This is a genomic window from Pseudomonas sp. 43mfcvi1.1, assembly GCF_900115935.1.
Taxonomy (GTDB): domain Bacteria; phylum Pseudomonadota; class Gammaproteobacteria; order Pseudomonadales; family Pseudomonadaceae; genus Aquipseudomonas; species Aquipseudomonas bijieensis.
Map to the genome: position 1 here is coordinate 297,438 of NZ_UETT01000003.1, position 24,219 is coordinate 321,656.

Consider the following 24,219-nt stretch of genomic DNA (forward strand, 5'->3'; position numbering starts at 1 on the left):
CTGACACACCGCCATCGCGAGCAGGCTCGCTCCCACAGTTGGGATTGCGTTGCTTCAGCAATTACAACCTGCACGAGACACTCGATGTTATTCAACCAAGCCACACGCCTGGCCAAGATCACCAGCCCCCTCGGACCCGAGGTGCTGTTGCTCAAGGACATGGGCGGCGGTGAAGAATTAGGAAGGCTTTTCAACTACGAGTTGCAGCTGCATTCGCTGGACAACGCCATCGACCTCAACCAGCTGCTCGGCAAGCCCATGTGCGTGAGCCTGCAACTCGATGGCGGTGGCGAGCGGCACTTCCATGGCATCGTCGCCCGCTGCAGCCAGAACGTCGACCAGGGCCAGTTCGCCAGCTACCAGGCCACCCTGCGCCCATGGCTGTGGCTGCTGACCCGCACTTCCGATTGCCGGATTTTCCAGAACCTGACCATCCCGCAGATCATCAAGCAGGTGTTCCGCGACCTGGGCTTTTCCGATTTCGAAGACGCCTTGAGCCGGCCTTATCGCGAGTGGGAATACTGCGTGCAGTATCGCGAGACCAGCTTCGATTTCGTCAGCCGCCTGATGGAGCAGGAAGGCATCTACTACTTCTTCCGCCATGAACAGGGCCGGCATGTGCTGGTGCTGGCCGACGCCTATGGCGCCCACACCAAGGCCCCTGGCTACGGCTCGGTGCCCTACTACCCCAAGAATGAGCAACAGCGCGAACGCGACCATATCCACGACTGGCACCTGGCCCAGGAAGTCCAGCCCGGTTCGCTGGAACTCAACGACTACGATTTCCAGCGCCCCAGCGCGCGCATCGATGTGCGCTCGGCCATGCCGCGTCCACATACCGCTGGCGATTATCCGTTGTATGACTACCCTGGCGCCTACGTGCAAAGTACCGACGGCGAACACTACGCCCGCACCCGCATCGAAGCCTTGCAGACCCTGCACGAACAGGTCGAGCTGGCGGGTAACGCCCGGGGCCTGGGTTCGGGGCACCTGTTCAGCCTCACCGGCTTCAGCCGCCAGGACCAGAACCGCGAATACCTGATCGTCGGCGCCCGCTATTACATTTCCCAGGAAAGCGGCGAAACCAACGGCGGCGCGCCGAGCGCACAGTTCGAAAGCAGCCTGACCTGCATCGATGCCCAGCAAAGCTATCGCCCGTTGGCGACCACCCACCGTCCTATCGTCAAAGGTCCGCAGACTGCGTTGGTGGTCGGCCCCAAGGGCGAGGAAATCTGGACCGATCAGTTCGGCCGGGTGAAGGTGCATTTCTATTGGGACCGTCACGACCAGTCCAACGAAAACAGCTCGTGCTGGATTCGTGTGTCGCAGGCTTGGGCCGGGAAGAATTGGGGCTCGGTGCAGATCCCGCGCATTGGGCAGGAGGTGATCGTCAGTTTCCTCGAAGGCGATCCCGACCGGCCCATCGTCACCGGCCGTGTGTATAACGCTGAACAGACCGTGCCCTATGCATTGCCCGCCAACGCCACTCAAAGCGGCACCAAAAGCCGTTCGAGCAAGGGCGGCACGCCGGCGAATTTCAACGAAATTCGGATGGAAGACAAGAAAGGCGCCGAGCAACTGTACATCCACGCCGAGCGTAACCAGGACATCGTGGTCGAGGTGGATGAAAGCCATTTGGTCGGCCACGACCGTAACAAAAGCATCGGCCACAACGAAACCGTACGGATTGGCGAGGACCGACTGCGAGCGGTACAGCGCAACGATGCATTGCTCGTCGGCGGAGCCAAGAGCGACAGCATCAGTACCCAATACCTCGTGGAAGCGGGCTCGCAGATTCGACTGGTGTGCGGCAAAAGCGTGCTGGAGTTCAATGCCAGTGGCGAGATCAACATCTCGGGCACGGCGTTCAACATCTACGCCAGCGGCAATGGCAACATCGACACCGGCGGGCGTTTGGACCTCAACTCCGGAGGCGCAAGCGCCGTAGACCCCAAGGGCAAAGGCATCAAGGGAGTGATCGATGCGGCGGTGAAAGCTTTTTTTCCGGCAAAAGCCAAGGGCTGAGGTTCACGGCCGGAACAACCGTGGCGAGGGAGCTTGCTCCCGCTTGAGTGCGAAGCGCTCACCAAAAAGGGCTGCTACGCAGCCCAGCGGGAGCAAGCTCCCTCGCCACGGGTTCATCGTTACCACCCACGCAGAACCTATGTTCGCGATGGACCAGGGTATATTGAAATTTCACTCATTCGTAAGCCGGTATTGACCGGGCTGCGTCCACGCGACTCGCAAATATTTACCGCTCAGCAATTGCTCGTCACGAAGATATTCAAAAACTTCGGAGGGACACCACTCCTTGCCCGCCGAAAAGGCCACGCCCAGTGAACGGAGTGCGTCGAATACCTTAGCCTTCTGCCTGTTGTCCGCGACCTGCAAAACGTAGATGTCTTTCTGCGCCGCAGTCGAAAACCCGATAGCGCGTAGGGGCGAATCCAACGCGTTATCGATGACTTGAACACGAATCACGTCGCCGTCCGCTTTTTCCACGTACGCTTTCAGCACATCATTAATCACTGACAAATACCTCGGTTAAAGTTTTAATGCCGTTCGCATCCTTTGTCGGAATCGACTCGACGACCATCTCCGGGGCGCCACCCGGCAAGTGTTTACCTGGCCCCAGGAAATACTGGTTTCCTTCCATCGGGCTTCTCGGCATCCGCCCCACGAGATCATCGACCTGCCTGATCTTGAAGCCGCCTTTAAGCGCATCTTTTTCCAAACCAAAGGCGCGTTCCAGTTCCGCCGCTTTTTTACCACTGATGGTCACCTTGGAACGCCCCGAGAAATTTCCAATAACATCGGTGATGCCTTTCTTATCAGAAACAAAAGTACCGGCCCGGCCAATCGTCGGATAGGCGTCCCACGCCGTCGGGCTAATGTTGAACCCTCGATTGTCCTTGAGCATCTGTTCCTGTCGCTGACGAGCCAAGATCGTCCGCTCGGCCGCAGTCATGGGCCTGCGTGCCAGCCTCGGCCCGGCACCGAGCAGGGCCATCCCTGCCACCCCCTGAAACAAGTCCCGATATCCGGGGCCGAGACGATCGCCCAAATCCCCCAGCAGTTCCATGCCGACATACAGCGCACCACCGACGGCCAGGGCGCCGAAGAAAGCGGCGGCTCCGGCAAAAGCCGCAAGCAACAAGGCTCCGCCCGCCGCCAACAACCCCAACGCCTCCAGCCCGGTGTGCATCCAGCCTTCGAGATCCAGAACAAACGCCACCGACACCGTCGGCCCACCGATGAACGTATTGGGACTGCCGGTCTTGATGTGCGCGCCGCAAACCATTTTGCTGTGCAAACGTGCGGCGGGTTTGCCATTAATGAAGACCGTGGCGCTGCCTTCGGCGATCAGCACTGGAAAGGGCCAGATCGGATGGTTCATCGGCAGCCCGGTGCAGGAAGACGAAATGTCTTCGCCCGCCCGCATGGCATTGCGGTCGTTGATGTAGACGTTGAAGCTGCCCATTATCAACGCCCCCGTGGTGGGCTCAGGCAGGTTGAAGATGGTGGAGAGGCCTTTGACGATCTGGAACATCGACAAGCCGCCCGCGGCAATCGAGCCGGCCATGATGGCCAGGGCCACGCCGCCCGTGGCGACAGTCGCGGCAACGACCGCAGCACCGATCAAGGCACCGGCCACGGCACCGGCGACCATCGCGGCCAACCCGAACCCGTGGGCTATTTCGTCACCCAGACGTGCCGCAGCCTGTGCATCCATTGCGTGCATCTACCTTACTGATTTTGTATGACTGCACAGAGAGACGTATTGATGACTCAGACGTTCGATGGGCGGGATTTGAGCAAGCGCATCGCCGGCCTCCCCTGCCCTTCGACGATCAGATGGCGGTGCCGCGGTTCGTTCCAGGTTGGACAATCAACAGCTCGTCCAGCTCGCGCTTTTTGCAACGCGCCACAAACGGCAGCGCGGCATCCGGGTCACGCCTGAACAGCTCAAAGGTCGCCTGGTTGATTTCATAATATTCCTCGTAGTCGGCCATGCCGTTGCTGACCGGTATGGACACGTAGAACCGACCCGAGTCCTGCTCGATGCCCACGGAGAACATGTGTTCGCGACTGACCAGAACATCTTGAAATTTCATGACTTGCCTACCTCTACCGTCATAATGGCGTCCAACTGAAGTCTTTGGGCAAAATGCCTCCGGCATCGATGACCGCCTCGCTGGCGCCGGTCGGCAGCTTGCCGCCAGGAATCCAGAACTCGTTGGCACCGGCCTCGTTACCTGAAGGAATCCGCAGGTTCATGTCTTTAGGCGCGGGAATATCGACCCGCACAAGGGTACTACTTTCCAGGGTATTTTCTGGAAGCCCAAGCGCCTTCTCCAATGCCCTCTTGTCGCCCTTGGCATTGGCAATCAATTGATCGGCTTCAGCCTTGGGCATCAGGAACGTCGTGCCGTCGCGCTGGGCGATGCCGTACTTGTCCAGGTTGGCCTTCGTAGTGAAGCGTGAGGCACCGTTCTCGAACTGGGCCAAGTGTTCTTTCACATACTGCGGTGACAGGTACGTGTCGGCATCGGGTCGAGACCCCTTCGGCATGGCCAGGATGTCGGCCTCGGTCACGCCAGGCTTGTACTTGGGCGGCGGCAGTTCGGCAGGCTTGGCTGCCTTCGCCATTTTCGGGCTCAACCCCAGCATGGCCATGCCGGCGACACCTTGCAGCAGGTCCCGATAGCCTGGCCCCAGGCGGTCGCCCAAATCGCCGAGAAGCTCCATGCCCCCCAGGATCAGCCCGCCTATCACCACGAATTCGACGAGGACGGCGATACCCGCCATGGCCGCCATGACCAACGCAGCACCGGCGGCCAACAACCCCAACACTTCCAACCCGGTATGCATCCACCCTTCGAGATCCAGGACAAACGCCACCGACACCGTCGGCCCGCCGATAAACGTATTGGGGCTGCCGCTCTTGATATGGGCACCGCAGACCATTTTGCTGTGCAGGCGCGCCGCCGGTTTGCCGTTGATGAAGACCGTGGCGCTGCCTTCGGCGATCAGCACCGGAAAGGGCCAGATCGGATGGTTCATCGGCAGCCCGGTGCAGGAAGACGAAATGTCTTCGCCCGCCCGCATGGCATTGCGGTCGTTGATGTAGACGTTGAAGCTGCCCATTATCAACGCCCCCGTGGTGGGCTCGGGCAGGTTGAAGATGGTGGAGAGGCCCTTGACGATCTGGAACATCGACAAGCCGCCCGCGGCAATCGAGCCGGCCATGATCGCCAGGGCCACGCCGCCCGTGGCGACAGTCGCGGCAACGACCGCGGCGCCAATCAAGGCACCGGCCACGGCTCCGGCGACCATCGCGGCCAACCCGAACCCGTGGGCTATTTCGTCACCCAGACGTGCTGCAGCCTGTGCATCCATTGCGCGCATCTACCTTACTGATTCGTATGACTGCTCAGTGGGACGTGTCGATGCTCAGACAATCGGAGGCTGTGGCTTGAACGAATGCATCGCCAGCTTCCAGGCCGGCTCGTGATAGGCGAAGTCGGTCGGTGTGGTGGTCAAGGTGGTGATCAACACCGATGGCTTACGCTCGATGAACACCTGGCGCAGCATCAGTTCGCGCCCTTCGCGTTGCCAGGTGTAATCCAGCAATGTGGTGGTGTGCCCCTGCAGCACCGTGTCCCAGCGCTGAACCAGCTTGAAGCCGGGCAGTTGCTGCTCTGCGCTTTTGAGCTGGCGGTCGACGTATTCCGCAAATGGCGCGTCGCCCTGGGAGGCATCGCGGCTGATGACGAAACTGGCTTCTTTAGCAGGGCCGACTGCCGGCAGCTTGAAAATATTGATGCTCTGGTCCTGCCAGGCATCGGGGATTTCGAGATCGGCTTCTTGAATGCGGTAAGAGGTCACAGTAATCGCTTTCCATGGACGTGAGGTGACGCGCGAAGGAGCAGATATTCAAGTAATGCCTGGTAACAATCAAGAACCGGGTTCCTCTGCCCCAAGTAACGAACTACATTATGCGATCAGCGTCACTACTCTGGCGATTTCATGCCTGTGCACGCGCTGTCAAAGGGCGTGATCGCTTGATCTTCAACGTCAAAAGCCGGCAATCTTGCGCAGCGTCAAATGGACTGCGACAGCGATAAGGACAACCGATGCTATTCAACCAAGCCACACGCCTGGCCAAGATCACCAGCCCCCTGGGACCCGAGGTGCTGTTGCTCAAGGACATGGGCGGCGGTGAAGAGCTGGGCAGGCTGTTCAACTACGAGTTGCAGCTGCATTCGCTGGACAACGCCATCGACCTCAACCAGTTGCTCGGCAAGCCCATGTGCGTGAGCTTGCAACTCGATGGCGGTGGCGAGCGGCACTTCCATGGCATCGTCGCCCGCTGCAGCCAGAACGTCGACCAGGGCCAGTTCGCCAGCTACCAGGCGACTTTGCGTCCGTGGTTGTGGCTGCTGACCCGCACTTCCGATTGCCGGATTTTCCAGAACCTGACCATCCCGCAGATCATCAAGCAGGTGTTCCGCGACCTGGGCTTTTCCGATTTCGAAGACGCCTTGAGCCAGTCCTACCGCGAGTGGGAATACTGCGTGCAGTATCGCGAGACCAGCTTCGACTTCGTCAGCCGCCTGATGGAACAGGAAGGCATCTATTACTTTTTCCGTCATGAGCAGGGCCGGCATGTGCTGGTACTGGCCGACGCCTACGGCGCCCACACCACGGCCCCCGGCTACGGCTCGGTGCCTTACTACCCGAAGAATGAGCAGCAGCGCGAACGCGACCACATCCACGACTGGCACCTGGCCCAGGAAGTCCAGCCCGGTTCGCTGGAGCTCAACGACTACGATTTCCAGCGCCCCAGCGCGCGCATCGACGTACGCTCGGCCATGCCCCGCCCGCACACCGCCGGCGACTATCCGCTGTACGACTACCCTGGCACTTATGTGCAGAGCCAGGACGGCGAACACTACGCCCGCACCCGCATCGAAGCCTTGCAGACCCTGCACGAACAGGTCGAGCTGGCGGGTAACGCGCGAGGCTTGGGCTCTGGGCATCTGTTCACGCTTACCGGCTTCAGCCGCCAGGACCAGAACCGCGAATACCTGATCGTCGGGGCCCGCTATTACATTTCCCAGGAAAGCGGCGAAACCAACGGCGGCGCGCCGAGCGCACAGTTCGAAAGCAGCCTGACCTGCATCGATGCCCAGCAAAGCTATCGCCCGTTGGCGACCACCCACCGCCCTATTGTCAAAGGTCCGCAGACCGCATTGGTAGTCGGCCCCAAGGGCGAGGAAATCTGGACCGATCAGTTCGGCCGGGTGAAGGTGCATTTCTACTGGGACCGGCACGACCAATCCAACGAAAACAGCTCGTGCTGGATTCGTGTGTCGCAGGCGTGGGCCGGCAAGAATTGGGGCTCGATGCAGATCCCGCGCATCGGCCAGGAAGTCATCGTCAGCTTCCTCGAAGGCGACCCGGACCGGCCAATCATCACCGGTCGCGTCTACAACGCCGAGCAGACCGTGCCCTACGACCTGCCGGAAAACGCGACCCAGAGCGGCATGAAAAGCCGTTCGAGCAAGGGCGGCACGCCAGCGAATTTCAACGAAATCCGCATGGAAGACAAGAAAGGCGCCGAGCAGTTGTACATCCACGCCGAGCGTAACCAGGACATCGTGGTCGAGGTGGATGAAAGCCATTCGGTCGGCCACGACCGCAACAAAAGCATCGGCCACAACGAGACGGTGACCATCGGCAACAACCGCCTGCGTATCGTCAAGCAGGAGGACATCCTCTCGGTGGGCCAGCGCAAGACCGACAGCATCAGCCAGAGCTACGTCATCGAAGTGGGCGAGAACCTGCGCCTGGTGTGCGGTGAAAGCATCCTGGAGCTCAACGCCAGCGGCCAGATCAACCTGACCGGCGTGCAGATCAGCTTCTACGCCAGCGGCGATGCCGAGTTCAACACCGGCGGCGTGCTGCACCTGAACAACGGCGGCGGCCCGGGTGCCACGCCGGACGGCCAGGGTGTCAAGGGCAGCATCGATGCCAACATCAGCGCCGCGTTCCCCAAGGGCTAACTTCGAGATTTATGCGCCATGACTTACCGTCTCAATGAATTCCAGCTCCAGCTGCCGCCAAGCGAGTTGCTGGACGCGACGATCAACATTCTCAAGTTCCCCGAGCTGGGCACCTCCTTGATTGTCAGCCGCAGCCTGCTGGCCGAGGGCGAGACCCTGCAAAGCAACCTCGACGACCAGCTCAAGCGCCTGGAAAAACAGGTCCAGCAACTGCGCTGCCAACCGGGCGCGACCGTACGCGTGGGTGCCAACCAGGAAGTCGAAGCCATCGAATTGCGCAGCCAGTTCAACAAGGGCAACGAAAAGGTTTTCCAATATCAGCTCGCGCTGGTACTGCCCGGCACTCGCAAGATGCTTGCCCTGAGTTACGTGAAAGCAGAGAAACTGGGCGATGCCGAAGCGGCGCATTGGGCGACGATCAAGGGGTCGCTGGTGTTCGACACTCCGGCCTGACACCCCATCCCTGTGGGAGCGAGCCTGCTCGCGATAGCGGTGGGTCAGGCACTGATGAGGTTGACTGAAAGGGCCCCATCGCGAGCAGGCTCGCTCCCACAGGGGTTTGGTGGCGTCAAGGAAGTGGAAGGCATCATCGCTCCCACAGGGACAAACCGAAGCGGATCAAGCGCCTGAAAATGGCATTAACGAGCATGCCGTAACCCACAAAGGACAACAGGCGCAATGGAAGGCATCAAATTGCTTGAACACACGGTCATCAACCACCTGAGCGCCCTGCATGTCTGACGCGCTCTGGGCCGCCCGCCTGGGCGATGCACTGAACCACACCTCGATGATGGCCGACATTCTTGGCGGCGTATTGGAGGTGGCGGCCAACATCGCGATCACCGCCCTGGCGACCGCCGCCGTGGTCGCGGCCACGGGCATCACCGTCGTCACCGGTGGCCTGGGCTGCTTCGTCCTGGGCCTGGTGGTGGGCACCATCGTCGGCCTGGCCATGAGCAAGACCGGGGCCGACAAAGGCCTGAGCAATTTATGCGAGAGCATCGGCAACGCCCTCTTTCCGCCCACGGTGCAGGCCAACATCCTCACCGGCTCCAAGGACACCTTTACCAACAACATCCCCTCGGCCCGCGCCGCCGGAGCGGTAGTTTCCCATGTCGCGCCGGCCGGCACCGAACTGGAAATGCCCGAGCCGGAAGAAGAGCCTAGCTACCTGGACATGGCCGGGAATTTCTTTTCGCAGATGTGGCGTCCCACTGTCGCCTCGCCCGCCCCCGGTACGGAGACCCGACCGGAAGACCTGGTCATCTGCACCAAGCACCCACCCATGCCACCGCAGTTCATGGCCGAAGGCTCGGACAAAGTCACCATCAACGGCCAGCCCGCCGTGCGCAGCGGCGACCGCAGCACCTGCGATGCGACGGTGGTGTCGTCCGGGTTGATTTCGCCCAACGTGACCATTGGCGGCGGTTCGGTGGTGGTGCGCGAGATCCGCAGCGGCAAGACCCCGGGCGTGGGCCTGGCGGTCACGGCGCTACTGATGCTCAAGGGCGGCAAGGGCAAGTTCTTCAGCAAACTGCCGTGCATGCTGGTGGGCGGCGCGGTGTCCATGGCCGCCAGCAGCGCGGCGAACGCGGCCGCCAACGCTGCCATGGGTTCGTCGAACCCGGTGCATGCCGCCACGGGCGCCAAAGTGCTGGGCGGCGCTGAAGAACTGGACTTCGTCTTGCCCGGCATCCTGCCGATTGACTGGCAGCGCGTCTACAACAGCCGCGACGAGCGCCGCGACAGCCTGTTCGGCGCCGGCTGGAGCGTCGCCTACGAAATCCAGGTGCAAATCCTGCCCCACCCCGATGGCGGTGAAACCCTGGTCTACACCGACGAACAGGGCCGCCCTATCGACATGGGCTCCATCCCGTTGGGCGGCGCGGTGTTCAGCGCCGGCGAAGGCTTGGCCGTGCGCCGTCATGTGAACGGGCAATTGCTGATCGAAAGCGAAAACGGCCTGTACCGTTTGTTCGAACCTTCGCCAGCCAACCCATCCCACCTGCGCCTGAGCCAACTGGGTGACCGCAACGACAACCGCATCCACCTCGACTACGACGCCGCCGGGCGCCTGGTGCGGCTACGCGACACTTTCGACCTGGTGCATGTCGAGCTGATTCGCGAAGGCGAGCGCGTCACCCAGATCGAACGCCTCTACCCCGACCAGACGCGGGAAGTACTGGTCAGCTACGCCTACGACGCGGCGAACAGCCTTACCGAAGTACGCGACGCCACCGGCCAGGTACAACGGCGCTTCAGCTACGACGCCGGGCAACGCATGGTCGAGCATCAGTTGCCCACCGGCCTGCGCTGCTTCTACGAATGGGCGCTGATCGAAGACCAGGAATGGCGCGTGGTGCGGCACTGGACCGACGAAGGCGACGCCTACCAGTTCGACTATGACCTCAAGGCCGGCATCACCCGCATCAGCGACAGCCTGCAACGCGTCAGCACCCGGCACTGGAACAGCCAGCACCAGATCATCCAATTCAGCGACAACCTCGGCCAGACCTGGTTGTTCGAATGGAACGATGAGCGCCAGTTGCTCAGCGCCACCGATCCACAGGGCGGCCAGTTCCAATTCAGCTACGACGAAGCCGGCAACCTCATCAGCGAAACCGACCCGTTGGGCCGCAGCGGATCCACCCTCTGGCTCGAACACTGGGCCCTGCCGCTGGTGGACACCGACGCCGCCGGCAATAGCTGGAAGTACCGCTACGATCAGCGCGGTAACTACATCGCCGAAACCGATCCGCTGGGGCATGTCACCCGCTACCGCTACGACACCCACGGCCAGGTCGTGGAAATCATCGACGCCACTGGCAAGAGCAAGAAGCTGCGCTGGAACCCGTTCGGCCAATTAGTGGAACACGTCGATTGCTCGGGTTACCCGACCCGCTTCAGCTACGACACGCGCGGTTATCTGCAAACCATCACCGACGCCCTCGGCGAACGCACCCAGTTCAGCTACGACGCCCAGGGGCGCTTGCTTAGCAGCCAACTGCCGGACGGCCGCACCGAGCACTACCAGCGCGACACCGCCGGCCAACTCACTGGCTACACCGACCCGGCCGGGCACACCACGCTCTACCAACACAACCGCCGCGGCCAGGTTCGCCAACGCACCGACGCCCAGGGCCGGCAAGTGCAGTTCGCCTACGACAGCTTCGGCCGCCTGCAAGCGCTGACCAACGAGAATGGCGAAAGCTACCGGTTCGCCTGGGATGCCGGGGATCGGCTGACCGAACAACAAGACCTGGATGGCAGCGCCAAGCGCTACAGCTACGACCGCCTCGACAACGTCGCGGCGGTGACGGCACTTCCGGCACCGTACGGCACGGGCCTGGCGATCATTCCTGAAGCGCCGCCGGCCCCCATCGTCCATCGCCTGGAACGCGACGCCGCGGGCCGGCTGATCGCCAAAACCACCGACGATGGCCGCACCGAGTACACCTACGACCCGCTGGACCAACTCACCGCCGTCACCTTCACCGACCTGCAGGGCAACGCGCAAACCCTGAGCTTCGCCTACGATGCCCTCGGCCAGTTGCTCGCCGAAAACAGCGCCGCCGGCAGCCTGCAACACCACTACGACGAACTCGGCAACCTGATCCAGACCCAACTGCCCGATGGCCGCTGGGTCAACCGCCTGTACTACGGCAGCGGCCACCTGCACCAGATCAACCTCGACGGCCAGGTCATCAGCGACTTCGAACGCGACCGCCTGCACCGCGAAGTGCTGCGCACCCAAGGGCAGATCAGCACCCGCAGCGAATACGACCGCAGCGGCCGCCTGCGCGCGCGACAACGCCGCCACAGCAGCCAACCCTCGCTGCTGCCGGCGGCGGTGCAAAAACACTTCGAGTACGACCCCGCCGACCACCTCATCGGCAAACTCGACCAGCAACCCACCGCACAACAGCGCCAGCTCCTGCACTACGACGCCACCGGCCGCATCATCGCCAGCCAGGACAGCCTGCACGGCCAGCGCGAGACCTTCACCTACGACGCCGCCGCCAACCTGCTGGACGGCCCGGCCCCTGGGGCCGGGCTGGTGGTGCACAACAAACTGCTGACCTACCAGGACAAACGCTACCGCTACGACGCCTTCGGCCGGATGATCGAAAAACGCAGCGCCAGACGCGGCGTGCAACACTTCGCCTATGACGCCAACAGCCGTTTGATTGAAGTGCGTAACGACGACGGCAGCGTGGTGAAAATGGTCTACGACCCGCTGGGCCGGCGCATCGAAAAAACCGAACACGACAGCCACGGCTACCCGCTGGGCGAAACCCGTTTCACCTGGGACGGCCTGCGCCTGTTGCAGGAACACCGTCACCAGCAAACCAGCCTGTACCTCTACGAAGACGACGGCTACGAACCCCTGGCCCGCGTCGACGGCAGTGGCCCGCTGCAAAAGATCCGCTACTACCACAACGACCTCAACGGCCTGCCGGAACAACTCACCGAAGCCGACGGGCACAATGTGTGGCAGGCCACGTATCGGGTCTGGGGCAATACGCTGGAAGAAGTGCGTGAGCCGTATTACATCGAAGAGCAGAACCTGCGGTTCCAGGGGCAATACCTGGACCGGGAAACCGGGCTGCATTTCAATACGTTCAGGTTTTATGATCCGGATGTGGGGCGGTTTACTACGCCGGATCCGATTGGGTTGGAAGGTGGACTCAATCTTTACCAATACGCTCCGAACCCTATCGGTTGGGCGGATCCATGGGGCTGGGCGTATGCCGGGGTAGATTTCACGGGAAGCAGTGATCTGTATCCGATTAAAGGCGCACAAAAAAATATCGTGACGATCAAGATGCAAGGCTCCAGGTCGCGTGACTTTACTCAAGCCTATAAAGAAGCCGGTATTCCAAGGAGTGCCAAGAAGGACTATACCTGGCACCACGTTGATGACTTCGACCCTAAAACGGGTAACACAACGATGCAGCTTGTCAGGAAATCTGCCCATGAAGCCACCTATCCCCATGGCGGTTCAGTTGCACAATATGAGAAACATTTCAAAGTTAATTACGACAGCAGCGAATCAGTCCTAGCAGCGTCCAAGAAAGGCTGGCTCGCCAACAAAATTCCCAACACTAAAGTCAAACCTGGGCGCTGCTCATGATTGGAGATTTCGATGCTTGAAAACAAATTCTCAGATTACGAAAAGGCCATTACCTCAGCGGATCTGGACCAGCTGGAGTCCGCCATCGGCAAGAAGCTACCGGTTCCCTTTCGAAACCATTACCTCAAGTACAACGGCGGCATGCCGGAACGAGCTTATTGGGTCAGCGAAGACTTTTTCGACCCCATCGAAGTCGCCTCTTTCAGGCCGATTACCTACGGTGAACCCACGCTACTGTCCACCTACCAATTGATGCTGAAGAAACAAGTTCTGCCTGCACATCTCCTTCCTTTCGCAGACGACCTGGGTGGCAATTTCTTTTGCTTGAACCTTGATTCGGGGGCCATCAGTTATTTCACGACTGACACGTTTGACAGTGACCTCAGCCCAGAAGAGAACCAGGCTGAATCCGAGAAGCCTATTTGCTCGAACTTCCTCCGCTTCGTTCAAGGGCTGATCGATGAGGAAGATTTGGACGAGGAATAAATCAGGGAACGCCACAGGATTTGCTCCGAAACGCAAATCCCGTGGCGAGGGGGCTTGCTCCCGCTGGGCGGCAACCTGCGGTTTCAGGGGCAGAACCTGGACCGGGAAGCCGGGCCTAAGGGAACACCGACAAACCGCATCATTTTGCTGGCAGCGTGACGTTCCCGGCGCTGCGCCAGTTTCTTTTGCTGCTTGAAGATCATTTACCAATCAACTGATCCGGATTGAGCCCTATGGCCCGATACCCAATCGCCATCGGGCGCGGAAAGACTTGGGTCAACGTCACGCCCGAGCTGGAAACAGATTTCACCGCACCTGTAACCCCCGGCGCATCCGGTAAAAGGGCTTTGGATAGCTTGTCCACCTCAGCCTCGGTTTCGCCAATTTCCCGGGCAAGCTCGTTCATGGCCGTTTGCTGAGTCTGTGTATTCGGCTGGCCCTGACTGCTACCTTGCGTGGCAGGAGCCTCCTTCATCATCAATTTCATCTGATCACGCAAACCTGCCAGCTTTTCAAACCGCTCGACCAAAGCCTGAGTGCTAACGGCGAGTTGCGCCGACTGGCCCGCTGAGCTTGTGACGGAAATATCGATCGCGTTCGCGTAATACACTTCCGAAACCAGCAGCAGCTCCGGTTTCGAGCTATTGCCCTGTTTGTCGACGAAAGTTTGAAGCTGCATCATCCGGGCAACAACGCTTTGTAAGTTGCCAAACCCGTCCTTTGTCTTGAAGCCATTGCCGCCCAAGGCGCTCAGAAGATCAGGAACGTCCACCCTTATGACCGTGACACTCGGCACCGAGACCGTCATAAGGTAATCATCCTTGCCCACCACACTGCCCTTCGCCCCCACCGTTCCCGCCATCACATTTGCACCCATTCCCGACTCGACACGTGACCCGAACTGAAAAGCCGGGAACGCCGTGACGCGGTTGACTCTGAAGTCCGCCTCTTTATAGCCGCTGCATTTGAAGTGCGAATAGTTGATAGCCGTCGGCTGCCAGGGCGCTACCGTCTTCTCCCCTGCCGGCTCCCCGCCCTTGACCGGGTAGCCAGAGATTTGCGGCAACTCCGGGGCACTGCGGATCGACAGATACAGTTTGCACAGATCCAACGACCCTACTGGCGCCGGGTAATAGGTGTAAAACGCCGAAGGCTTTTCATCAGAACGGCTTTTCCCGGGGTAGGTGGGGACCAAAAGAAAATTTCCCGGATACAGCCCCTCCTGCAACGGATATACCGCTCTAACACCCAGGTTCGCCACGCTCTCTGACCAAGTCTTGAGCATCGTGCCCGACTCCGGCCTGGAAGCACTGCACCCTCCGATAAGCGCCAGAACGGGGAAAAGAGAGATGAACGTCTTGAAGTGCATACGCCTCCGAGGGACATGAAGAAATAGCATGTCGCCATCACCGGTATAGACGTCAATGATTAAAACTCAAGAACCTGATTGGTCCTTGCTGCTGATCGAACGGGATCAAGCTGCTTTGCCATGGGTCGAGACCGGAAAAAGGGAGAGCAGATGCACTGCTGGCGAATCGAACGCTCGATAACGTCGACCGACGTTAGCCGCCACACCATCAACCTGCGGCGAGGGGATTTAGCAAAACGTCGCACCGCCCCGCTGGGCGGCGAAGCCGCCCCAAAAATGACGACACATTCCTACAGAAAAACCACTGCATCACCGGTGCGAGAGCAATCTCTGACCATGAATTCCAGGGCAATACGAAGCCTTGTTTATTCTCCCTCCACAACGCTTCCACCCAGCTACACATCCTTGCGCCATTGCCTACAACTACGCCAGAATCCGCCCGCTTGTGCGCCTTGCTCCCGGGTTCTATCGTTTCCCTGCCACTGCCCATCAGTGGTCGGGTTTGGCGGCCCGGTACACGAAAGGTGCAACAGCCCCTTAATATGATTGCGATGCCTCAGGCATTGGCACTCCTATGTTATGGCGGGTTGCGCAAGGATCCCTTCGGGGATGCCGGGTTCCTTTCGTTCCGGTCCGCCAACCTTGTGTAATCCGTCACCCCATCTGCTTGGCGGCAGACGGTGACGGTTCCTCTTACGAAAGGAGCTCCACCATGTTCAAAATCACACCGAATCCTCCCGAAGCAGATCAAAGCTCTGCGTCCGCTAAATCCAAAACGAAGAAACAAGACGAAGCAGAAAAGCGCGCCTTGGATTACTACCTCCTACCAAAACCGGAAAACTCGGAAGACGCATCCAAACCGGGCCAGCTATTCACCGTGGCAAAAAACGCCGACAACGAATGCCTGCTCGCCAACCTCAGCGAAAACCTGGCGTCAGCCGACGCGATGATCAGCAACCTGGCCTTCGACCTCGAAGGCCCCCGCCGCCACATCGCCCTCGGCATCCAGCAACTGATCGAACTGAGTTCATTGCTGGCGAACCGGGTGCTGGATAACGTCGACCCACGCTAGCCGCTACACCACCCGTGGCGAGGGGATTTATCCCCGCCGGGCTGCGCAGCAGTCCCAAAAGGCCGGCGCAGTCTTCCAAACCGACCGCTCTAACTGGTCTACGACGGCTGCGCCGCCGAGCGGGAGCAACCTTTCTCGCCATGGACCGCGTACATCTTGAGGCCAGTTATGTATGTACTGCCGCCTTCGCGAGCAGGCTCGCACACAGGGAGAGGGTCACCACCAGGACAACACACCACCCAAGACATCACGCAATCGAGCCGCGCCAATACGCCGCTGCCCCGGATCAAACGCCAGCGCCATACGCAGCGCCGGCCAGCTGTGTCTGGGCAGGTTGCGCGGCGCCTTGAGTGAGCGCTCCAACCGAGCATCGCGAGCCTGGGTGGCGGGTAAGCGTCGGAATGGGTGTTTGCCGCTCGCCAGTTCATACAGCACGCAAGCCACACCGTAGACATCGGCAGCGGCTGACAGAGGCGCACCTTCGAGCAGTTCAGGTGCCGCGTAACCGGGCGTCCAAGCGTTAAGGCGTTCACGATTCAGGTTTGGCAGATGCTGCGAAGGCCCCTCCTCGACCAGGCCCAAACCGAAGTCGAACAGGCGCAGGCCTTCTTCGCTCAACATGATGTTGCTAGGCTTCATGTCGCCATGCAGTACGCCGCGGCTGTGGGCGTAGGCCAGTGCATCAAGCAGCGGCACGGCGATAGCCTTCAGTTCAGGCCAAGGCACCCCCTGGGGCCGTTCACAAAGCAGTTTGTCCAAGGTCAGGCCACGCATCAGCTCCATGGTGATGAAGGCCCGTCGTTGGGCTGCATCCACTTCGAAGGTGTAGGGGCGCAGAATATTCGGGTGATGCAATCGCCGCGTCAGGGCGAACTCGCTGTAGAGCAACGCACTGGCATCAGGTGACTCGTCGAATGCTTCACTGAGCATCTTCAAGGCAAGGTACGGGTCAGGATCAGCGTATTGTTCGTGCAATAAATCCCGTACGCGGTAAACAACGCCCATGCCGCCAGCGCCAAGCAAGCGTTCCAGGCGATAGCGGCCTGCGAGTATGTCCGGTGTTTCGCTGATGCAACGCTGGCTGGATATCGCAGTAGGTGCAGCGTTGGCGAAGGCGAAATACGTGGGATAGGCACCCTCTTCACTCACGGGCGGATCACCACGGCCGTCAGGTTATCCGGCGCCGTGCCACGCAAAACGTCGTCAAAAAGATGCTCTAACACCCTACGAGGCGAAGCCAGGTCCAAGGCTCTGCCAAGGGCCTCTATGCCGAGGCCTTGGTACAGGCCATCACTGCACAGCAAAAACGTATCACCCGGCTGAACGTCCAGCTCCAGCACCTCCAGCGTCAACTCCGGCGCGGCACCGACCGCGCGGGTCAGTGCCTTGGCCGCAGGGTGGGCGCAGGCCTCATCGCGGCTGAAGTGTTGCCTGTCGATCAGTTGCTGTTGCAGCGAGTGATCCTTGGTCAGTTGGTACAAGCGTCGACCGCGCCACAGGTAACAACGGCTGTCACCAGCCCAAATGCAGACCCCGCGGTTTCCTTCCAGCAACAGCACCACCACGGTGCTGCCGATAATGCCGAGACGATCTTCGGTGACGGTAAGCTCCTGGCTCAGTCGTCGATTGATCCAGCGCAGGCATTGGCGCACCGCTTTCGAACGCTCCCCCAAGTCCCGGTACAGTGGCAGTTCCGTCAGGTTGGCAACGATCATCTGGCTGGCGATGTCACCGCCCGAGTGGCCACCCATGCCGTCAGCCACCCCCCATACTCCCTGTTGTGGGCAGTCGAGAAAAGCATCCTCATTACGTGCGCGGGCTTTGCCCGGGTCGGTGCGCGCCGCGCTGTACCAGGGACTAGCCACCATCAAAGCTGCACCGGCAGACGAAATGTGCGGAGCACGCTCATGTCGAAAGGGTTCGGTGTGCGCTGGCTCGTCAGCAAATAATTGGCGCGCAGGCCACCCAGATCCGCCTTCAAGACGCGTACATCGCGCCCGGTCAGGTATTCGCTCTGCATCAAATCGAACAAACGAAACAGCGACCATGGCCCGGTATTTTTCTCGATACCCACGCCTCGCCCAACCATTTTGTCCAGCACCAGCGCGGTTCGGCCATTCTGCGCGTCGCTTGGCCAGGTAAACGCCACCGGCAGGATCGGACCGTGGCGATATTCAAGCATCTGGTCGCCAAAGCGGAATTCAGCACGGCTTACTGCCGGGTCCAGGGTGTACGGCTCAAGCTGGAACTGCACTTGTGGCTCGGTCGGGTTTTCGGCGAAAAAGCTCCGGCGAATGGTATGCGCTGTTGCCATCTGATCGAGATAGACCCGGGAGATCGGCAAGCTCTGCCCGTCGATACTGCGCAGGCGGTAGTCTCCCGCCGGACCGCTGACGAAGGGCTGCATATAATTGTCGAAAAAGCGACCGACGATGCCTTGGTCCTTGAAGAATTCTCGGAAATCATTGAGCGCCACGTCGCTGGCACTGTGGGCGCTGAACGGGTATCGCTTGTCGATTGCCTTGCCGTAAAAGCTGTACAGCTCGCTCTGATAACGCTGGTTCAGGTATCGATAAGAATCGCTGAGCACCAAACGCCAGCTGTCCTCGGCCAGCACGTTGAACCACCCACTGATTGGCCGCGGCAGGCGAGCAGACGCACTGCGCAGGTGACTCAACGCATCTCGCCCGCCGCCCATGCGGTGCCTGGCCAATTCGAACGCCGCTTGTTCCGGTGCACTGGCTCGGGCCAGGTTCGCCAATTGCAATTGCACCTCATCAAGGGCCCGCAAGACCTGGACCAGATCAGCCGTGGGCCCGCCCTCTCCATCCAGCAGGCGATGCAGCGGTTCGAAACGCCGTCGCAAGGATTTTTGTGCGTTGTCCGGCAGATGTTCGGTCAGGGACGCAGAAGCTTTCCCTGCCACAGCGGCTAGTTTTGTAACGGCATGTTCGCCCTTTCCGGCCGCTTGCGTCAGGTCGTCGAGTTGCTCGACAACCGCCTGGAGTCGAGTGTTTTCGCGCACCTGCACCAGCATCCGCAAAATCGGTGAATGAGCCGAAGTCAGCCCCGCGAGTTGCTCGGCGCCCTCAGCCGCATTGCTGACGGTTTGCAGGGTGATCTGACCGACCGCTTCGCTCCAGTGGTCGGCATAGTCACGAAAATACCGCTGTTCCAGTTCGACCATCAGGCGACGCATGTCCATGCCGCTGAGGCCCTCGCCTTCACCCAATACCCAGTTGTCCTGCAACAATTCGCTGATCAGCGCCGTCCCCTGAACCGAAAAGTAACGTTCGTAACCCTGGCGGGTATAAAAACCAGGAATCACACGATCGGTACCGACCAACAGCCCTCCTTGTGAACCCAAGTGTTGGCCGAGTCGATATGGCGGTAGATGGCTGGCCTGTTCGTGCAGCATTTTGTACACGACGGCGGCCAAGGACTCACGACGAAGGGCCTCTCGGGCCTGGGCTACCAGCGGTTCATTGAGTGCATGAATGAAGGGTAGCTCCAACAGGCGCGCGAAGTGAGCATTCAGGCCCTCCTGTAGCGCCGTGTTGCCGGGGTAACGAAGTGACCCATCGTTGGCCAGCCAATCCTTGAGCCAGGCAACATCTCGACGCTCTTGCAGACCCAGCATCAAGTACGCGCGCAGGCTGTTGAGCAATTGCTCGCGGTCACTCCAGTTGTTGCGGACTTGCTCTTCCAGCCTCTGCGCAACCTTCGGCAACAGTTGCGCCTGCAATTCACGCTCATAGGCCTCGGTCACCGCAGGGTTGCTCGCATCGCCCTGGTACAGGCCGGCACGCTCGTACAATGGCACGGCCCTGTAGGGTGGGAAAACCCGGGTGGCGTCGAAACGAATATCCAGTGACTCGAGCATTGCGGCCCAGTCATCAGCGTTCACTTTGACCGATTGCTGCTGGTCCCAGTGTTGCGCCAGCATACGCAAGCTATCCAGACGCTCGTGGTTGGCCGAAAAACCGTTCGCCCACAACAGCCCGCACAGGCCAACGACTGTCAGCGCCCCGAGGTACAAGGCCCGCTGTCTCCAATGGATACGACGGCGTTCGCGCTGAACGAGGTCAGTCAGATCGGCTTCCGGAAAAATCACCCGGCTGATCAAATGATGAATGAACCGCGAGCGTCGACCAGACACGGTATTACTGGCGCGCAAAGCCACGTTGCCGGGTTCGGCAGTCAGCTCCATTGTTCGACCCGGCAGCAATGCACAGGTCAAATAGAAACCACGCAGCGTACCGACGTTGCCAGTAAACGCCTGCTCGACCAGCAAACAAAGCCCGGCGCCGAGTTGTCCCAGTTGGTGAGGAAAATCAAGCATGCAGCTACGGCGTAGCGGGTCGCGCTCCTGATGCATGCGCATGATCATCTGGCTGTTGAGTCTATGCAGCAGCGCCTCGAACTCGGCACGTAACACGGCTACGTCACTGCCCCGCTGGTCTCGACTGAAGCTCGCACCCAACACCTGGTCGTTTTCCTCACGCGTCAGCGAATCAAAAAATTCATTGAAGCCAGGCACGCTGTCCGCTTTGCTCAGGACCAGGTAAATCGGGACATCGATGTGCAGCCGCCTTTGCAGTTCCTGCAAGCGGCCACGAATCTGGCACGCCAGCGTGGTCATTTCATCTTCGCTGCCCAGCAACAGGATCTCGGTCGGAACCGTCACCAGTACCCCGTTCAACGGACGACTGCGGCGACGTTTGCGCAGCAGTTCGAGCAATACGGCCCAAGCGCTGCTATCGATATCACTGTCCGCCTGGGTCAGGTAGCGCCCGGCGGTGTCGATCAGCACGGCGTGCTCGGCAAAATACCAATCGCAATGACGGGTACCCGATATGTCGCCGACTGGCTTGCGCTCAAGCCTGTCGAGAGGGAACTCAAGGCCTGAACAATCCAACAGACGGGTTTTGCCGCTGGCGGGCGGGCCTATCAGCAGATACCACGGCAGATCGTTGCGCCAGCGGTCACTGCGGCCAGGATAGACGCTTGAGGACCTTAGCGAGGTTAAAGCCCGCTTGAAGCGCGAGCGTACTTCGCGCTGCTCATCAATCCTGGCCTGGTACAGGGCCCGCGCATGCCCGGAGGCGTCTTGCTGGGCATTGGCGCTTGAACCGGCGCGCCCATTGACGAAAACCATGACCAGGCCCCAGCCCAGCAGAAGCACGCTGATGGTCAGCAATCGCGCCGTCGGGCTTGCCCAAAACTTGTAGTCATTGACGGCCAGAAGTGGCCCGGCGAACCACACCAGCAGCGCAACACAAAGCACCAGCAGCAGCGTCCAAATCCACGTCTGGCGCACCCAGGCACCGGCTTTCCTGAAAAGCAATTTCATGACACGTCCCTGTTTACGGCAGCGGCCGAGCGGCGGCCGGCTCTGACAGTTGATAAGGTTGCAGTACGCTTTGGCGTTGCTCGTTCAATACCCAGGCGAAACTCGAGTACATCACTCCCAGGCAGACCAAGGTAAAAACCGCCACTGTCCAGGCAGGGACAATGCGCACCGGACTGCGTCGCGCGCCATCGAATCCTTCCCAGCGAGGTGACAGTTCGCGGGGAATGTCGCCGCGGGTCTGGCAAATCAGCCGGTACAGGGCGTCGCGCAGGCTTTCGAGTTCGAGCATCCCGCGGGCCTGAACCCGATACTTACCCTCGAAGCCCAGGGATAGGCACAGATACAACAGTTCAAGCGTCGGCAGGTGCTTGATAGGGTTTTTCGACAGGCGCTCAAGCAACTGGAAGACCTTCTCGCCGCCGAAGGTTTCGTTGTGGAAAGTGCTGAGCAGGCTTATCTGTGACCAGCCGCCTCCTTGACCCCACGACGTGGTGACGATCGCCTCATCGATCACTGAGCAGAGCACGTAACGCGCGGCGATCAACTGACTGTTTTCAACACCGCCCTGCAAGGCACAGGCTTCGAATTGCTCCAGACCTCGCTTCAGTTCCCCTTTAAGGGCTTGCAGGTCCTCGCGTGCGCGGCCGTGTTTGAGCTGCACCATTTGCGAAAGCAATCCGGACGCCGCCGCGACCAGCGGATTCAGGCTGACATTGAGTGACTGGGAACGTGGCAGGTGCGCGGCGTAGATCATCCGCTCTTGCAACTGTTCGAAACGCGGCGGCGAAGCAGCATCGGTCAAGGGCCCGGAAGCAGGACGTTGTCCATGATGGTCGAGCAGGACGGTCGTTTCGTCCTGAGGATTTTCCTTATCCATTTCGTTCAATTCCTGATGGCCCAAAAATTCAGCTCAAGCTCAGCGAAATCACCGCAAACATGGAACGCAAAGCCTGCGGATCGCTTCAGTTGCGCCAGGTCTTCGGTATTGGGTTCAAGGATGAAATAGGTTTTGTTGGCGTGAAATGCGATCTGCCGCGGAGCCACGGGCAGAGGCCTGATCTTGATACCGGGCAGATGCAGGTTGACCAACTGGCGGATACGCTCCACCGAGCCAACCTTGAGGTTCGACGGCAATCGATGGCGCAGTTCTTCGCTGTCACAGTTGGCACTTGCCGCCAGTACGAACGAAGCCGTATCCAGCAGGGAGAGATCCTGCACTGGCGAGACGATAATTCCATACTGGCGCGGCTGCAATTGCAGCTCGATCGCGTGCTGTTCGAGCACCATCGATAGAACCTGGCGGATCGCTTGCATCAGGCTTCGAAAACACGCGCCTTGGTTGCTGTGCTGGTAGCGGTGGGTCAGCGGTGGGCGTTTGCTGTCGCTGGAGAACGTCGCCAGGTCACCCAGCAGGGCCAGCAGCATTCGGTACAGCGTTTCAGGATGTACTTGCTCCAGGTCCAGATAATGACGCAGCAGCAATTCACTGCGATTGATCAGTTGCAGCATCATGAAATCGCCGACTTGCGCGCCACCTGCCTTGCCATTGAAACGGATCCGCTCGGCAAGGCTGTCGCCCCGATGAGCAAGCATGCCGATGATCTCCTTGAGGCACGACAGCAAGTAATGGGATGAGCGTGCCTGGATGAAGGTCGGTACAAAGTCCGGATCGAGCCTGATCACACCATCGGCCGTGGTATCCAGCACCTCACAGAGCTTGAGCTTCACAAACGCATGGTCGCTCTGTTGCTCGCCCAACAGCAGGCGCAGGTCCGGCCTTCCGCAACTGATCTGGCTCCCGCCGCAATCCCCGGCGTTGGAGTCGGTCACTTGTGTCTCGTAGATGGTGTAGCGTGCCAACACGTCAGACTGCTCTGGACGACGGGACTCGATGTGATTGCCGGTCACCAATGGCAGCGCGAGGTAGATCGGTGTATTGCTGGTATTGGACGGTACTTCCAGCGCCAGCGGCTCGGCGTTGCCACCTAGTTCGAACAGACTGCCGTCCGGTAGCACCCCGCTGGCCTGGCTGACTACCAGCTGACCCATATTGAGAAACTGCACATCGATTTCCAGTGCCAGGAATCCCCAGGCGTAACTGCCGAGCAACCGGGTACGGACCTTCAATTGGTGGTCGATGTAGCGATCGTTGTGCTGTAGATGCTGCGGGCGCAACAACATGCCTTCTTGCCAGATGACTTTATCGTGATTCATCGGTCATCTGCCCCGGCCTGTCTTTCAAGCGTGTTGGCAAGCCCATCCTGGTCAAGGGTCAGGTTCGCTTCGGTCAACTGCGTCGCAGCCACTGGCAGTGTGTAGCGCCAGCGAACCTGTGGCAGGTCACGGTACGCCGCGAGTATGCCGACGTAACGACTATCCCCAGAGAGACCGAGCCTGAGCTCGACGGTTTCACCTGGACGCAGTTCCAGCTCTTCGCTGGAAACCAGGTCAGGGGCCAGTGTTTCCCTCGCACGTTCATAGAGGCTGAAGAAATCTGAGTTTTCAAAAGCCACCGGATGCCTGAGTTCGAACAGCCGCACCACCACCGGCGATGGTCGCCCATTGATATCGGGGTTGAGTCGCTCACTGGCCGTCAGGGCGAGGTTGAGCTTGGTCATCGTCGAAAAGGGCGACAGCGTGGTGCAGCCGGCCAACAACAAGGTCATGGCCAGCGCCGTCAAAGGCTTGGATAAGTGCATCGTGCAGTGGGACATGAACGTCATCCGTGGTGATCGA

At 60.0% G+C, this 24,219-nt stretch carries 18 protein-coding genes; 6 read left to right on the forward strand and 12 right to left on the reverse strand.

What is annotated here, in order from left to right; all coding sequences use genetic code 11:
- The first annotated feature begins 84 nt into the window (after window positions 1-84).
- Window positions 85-2,025, forward strand: coding sequence for a type VI secretion system tip protein VgrG (locus tag DTP52_RS07485; protein ID WP_109752750.1), 1,941 nt, complete (start codon window positions 85-87; stop codon window positions 2,023-2,025).
- Window positions 2,026-2,196: 171 nt separating this feature from the next.
- On the opposite strand, the gene DTP52_RS07490 is transcribed toward DTP52_RS07485, so the two are convergent.
- From DTP52_RS07490 to DTP52_RS07510, 5 genes are all read right to left on the reverse strand, one after another.
- On the reverse strand, window positions 2,197-2,529 hold the full coding sequence (locus tag DTP52_RS07490) for a hypothetical protein (RefSeq protein ID WP_109752751.1): 333 nt from the start codon (window positions 2,527-2,529) through the stop codon (window positions 2,197-2,199).
- Complete coding sequence (locus tag DTP52_RS31480) at window positions 2,522-3,733, reverse strand: PAAR domain-containing protein (RefSeq protein WP_109752752.1); 1,212 nt, start codon at window positions 3,731-3,733, stop codon at window positions 2,522-2,524. Before DTP52_RS31480 ends, DTP52_RS07490 begins: the two co-directional genes overlap by 8 nt.
- 118 nt (window positions 3,734-3,851) lie before the next feature.
- Window positions 3,852-4,115: a hypothetical protein gene (locus tag DTP52_RS07500; protein WP_109752753.1), complete on the reverse strand. Its 264-nt coding sequence runs from the start codon at window positions 4,113-4,115 to the stop codon at window positions 3,852-3,854.
- 19 nt (window positions 4,116-4,134) lie between these two features.
- Window positions 4,135-5,400 (reverse strand): PAAR domain-containing protein, encoded by a 1,266-nt coding sequence (locus DTP52_RS07505; protein ID WP_109752754.1) that lies wholly within the window; start codon window positions 5,398-5,400, stop codon window positions 4,135-4,137.
- Window positions 5,401-5,454: 54 nt separating this feature from the next.
- On the reverse strand, window positions 5,455-5,889 hold the full coding sequence (locus tag DTP52_RS07510) for a DUF1795 domain-containing protein (RefSeq protein WP_109752755.1): 435 nt from the start codon (window positions 5,887-5,889) through the stop codon (window positions 5,455-5,457).
- 248 nt (window positions 5,890-6,137) lie between these two features.
- On the opposite strand from DTP52_RS07510, the gene tssI reads away from it, so the two are divergent.
- The 4 genes from tssI (at window position 6,138) to DTP52_RS07535 (ending at window position 13,689) form a co-directional block, all read left to right on the forward strand.
- Window positions 6,138-8,069, forward strand: coding sequence for a type VI secretion system tip protein TssI/VgrG (gene tssI / locus DTP52_RS07515; protein WP_109752756.1), 1,932 nt, complete (start codon window positions 6,138-6,140; stop codon window positions 8,067-8,069).
- Window positions 8,070-8,087: 18 nt separating this feature from the next.
- Complete coding sequence (locus DTP52_RS07520) at window positions 8,088-8,522, forward strand: DcrB-related protein (protein ID WP_109752757.1); 435 nt, start codon at window positions 8,088-8,090, stop codon at window positions 8,520-8,522.
- 280 nt (window positions 8,523-8,802) lie between these two features.
- Window positions 8,803-13,203 carry an RHS repeat-associated core domain-containing protein gene (locus DTP52_RS07530; RefSeq protein WP_109752758.1) on the forward strand — a complete coding sequence of 1,467 codons (4,401 nt, stop codon included), beginning with the start codon at window positions 8,803-8,805 and terminating at the stop codon, window positions 13,201-13,203.
- A gap of 12 nt (window positions 13,204-13,215) precedes the next feature.
- The gene (locus tag DTP52_RS07535; protein ID WP_109752759.1) at window positions 13,216-13,689 is read left to right on the forward strand and encodes an SMI1/KNR4 family protein; all 474 of its coding nucleotides are present in this window, start codon (window positions 13,216-13,218) and stop codon (window positions 13,687-13,689) included.
- A gap of 199 nt (window positions 13,690-13,888) precedes the next feature.
- On the opposite strand, the gene DTP52_RS07540 is transcribed toward DTP52_RS07535, so the two are convergent.
- The gene (locus DTP52_RS07540) at window positions 13,889-15,058 is read right to left on the reverse strand and encodes a hypothetical protein (RefSeq protein WP_109752760.1); all 1,170 of its coding nucleotides are present in this window, start codon (window positions 15,056-15,058) and stop codon (window positions 13,889-13,891) included.
- A gap of 712 nt (window positions 15,059-15,770) precedes the next feature.
- Here DTP52_RS07540 and DTP52_RS07545 point away from each other — a divergent pair.
- Complete coding sequence (locus DTP52_RS07545) at window positions 15,771-16,130, forward strand: DUF6124 family protein (protein WP_109752761.1); 360 nt, start codon at window positions 15,771-15,773, stop codon at window positions 16,128-16,130.
- Window positions 16,131-16,346: 216 nt separating this feature from the next.
- Here the strand turns inward: DTP52_RS07545 and DTP52_RS07550 are convergent, their stop codons facing one another.
- The 6 genes from DTP52_RS07550 to tssJ are packed head-to-tail and all read right to left on the reverse strand — an operon-like array spanning window position 16,347 to window position 24,197.
- A complete protein-coding gene (locus DTP52_RS07550) occupies window positions 16,347-17,279 on the reverse strand; it encodes a serine/threonine-protein kinase (RefSeq protein WP_109752762.1) in 933 nt (310 codons plus the stop codon).
- A complete protein-coding gene (locus DTP52_RS07555) occupies window positions 17,276-18,001 on the reverse strand; it encodes a PP2C family serine/threonine-protein phosphatase (RefSeq protein WP_249411828.1) in 726 nt (241 codons plus the stop codon). The genes DTP52_RS07550 and DTP52_RS07555 overlap by 4 nt, the downstream gene beginning before the upstream one ends.
- On the reverse strand, window positions 17,998-21,483 hold the full coding sequence (gene tssM / locus DTP52_RS07560) for a type VI secretion system membrane subunit TssM (RefSeq protein WP_109752764.1): 3,486 nt from the start codon (window positions 21,481-21,483) through the stop codon (window positions 17,998-18,000). Before tssM ends, DTP52_RS07555 begins: the two co-directional genes overlap by 4 nt.
- A gap of 13 nt (window positions 21,484-21,496) precedes the next feature.
- A complete protein-coding gene (gene icmH, locus DTP52_RS07565) occupies window positions 21,497-22,360 on the reverse strand; it encodes a type IVB secretion system protein IcmH/DotU (RefSeq protein ID WP_109752765.1) in 864 nt (287 codons plus the stop codon).
- Window positions 22,361-22,365: 5 nt separating this feature from the next.
- The gene (gene tssK, locus DTP52_RS07570) at window positions 22,366-23,697 is read right to left on the reverse strand and encodes a type VI secretion system baseplate subunit TssK (protein WP_109752766.1); all 1,332 of its coding nucleotides are present in this window, start codon (window positions 23,695-23,697) and stop codon (window positions 22,366-22,368) included.
- The gene (gene tssJ, locus DTP52_RS07575) at window positions 23,694-24,197 is read right to left on the reverse strand and encodes a type VI secretion system lipoprotein TssJ (RefSeq protein ID WP_109752960.1); all 504 of its coding nucleotides are present in this window, start codon (window positions 24,195-24,197) and stop codon (window positions 23,694-23,696) included. The genes tssK and tssJ overlap by 4 nt, the downstream gene beginning before the upstream one ends.
- Between the last annotated feature and the right edge of the window lie 22 nt (window positions 24,198-24,219).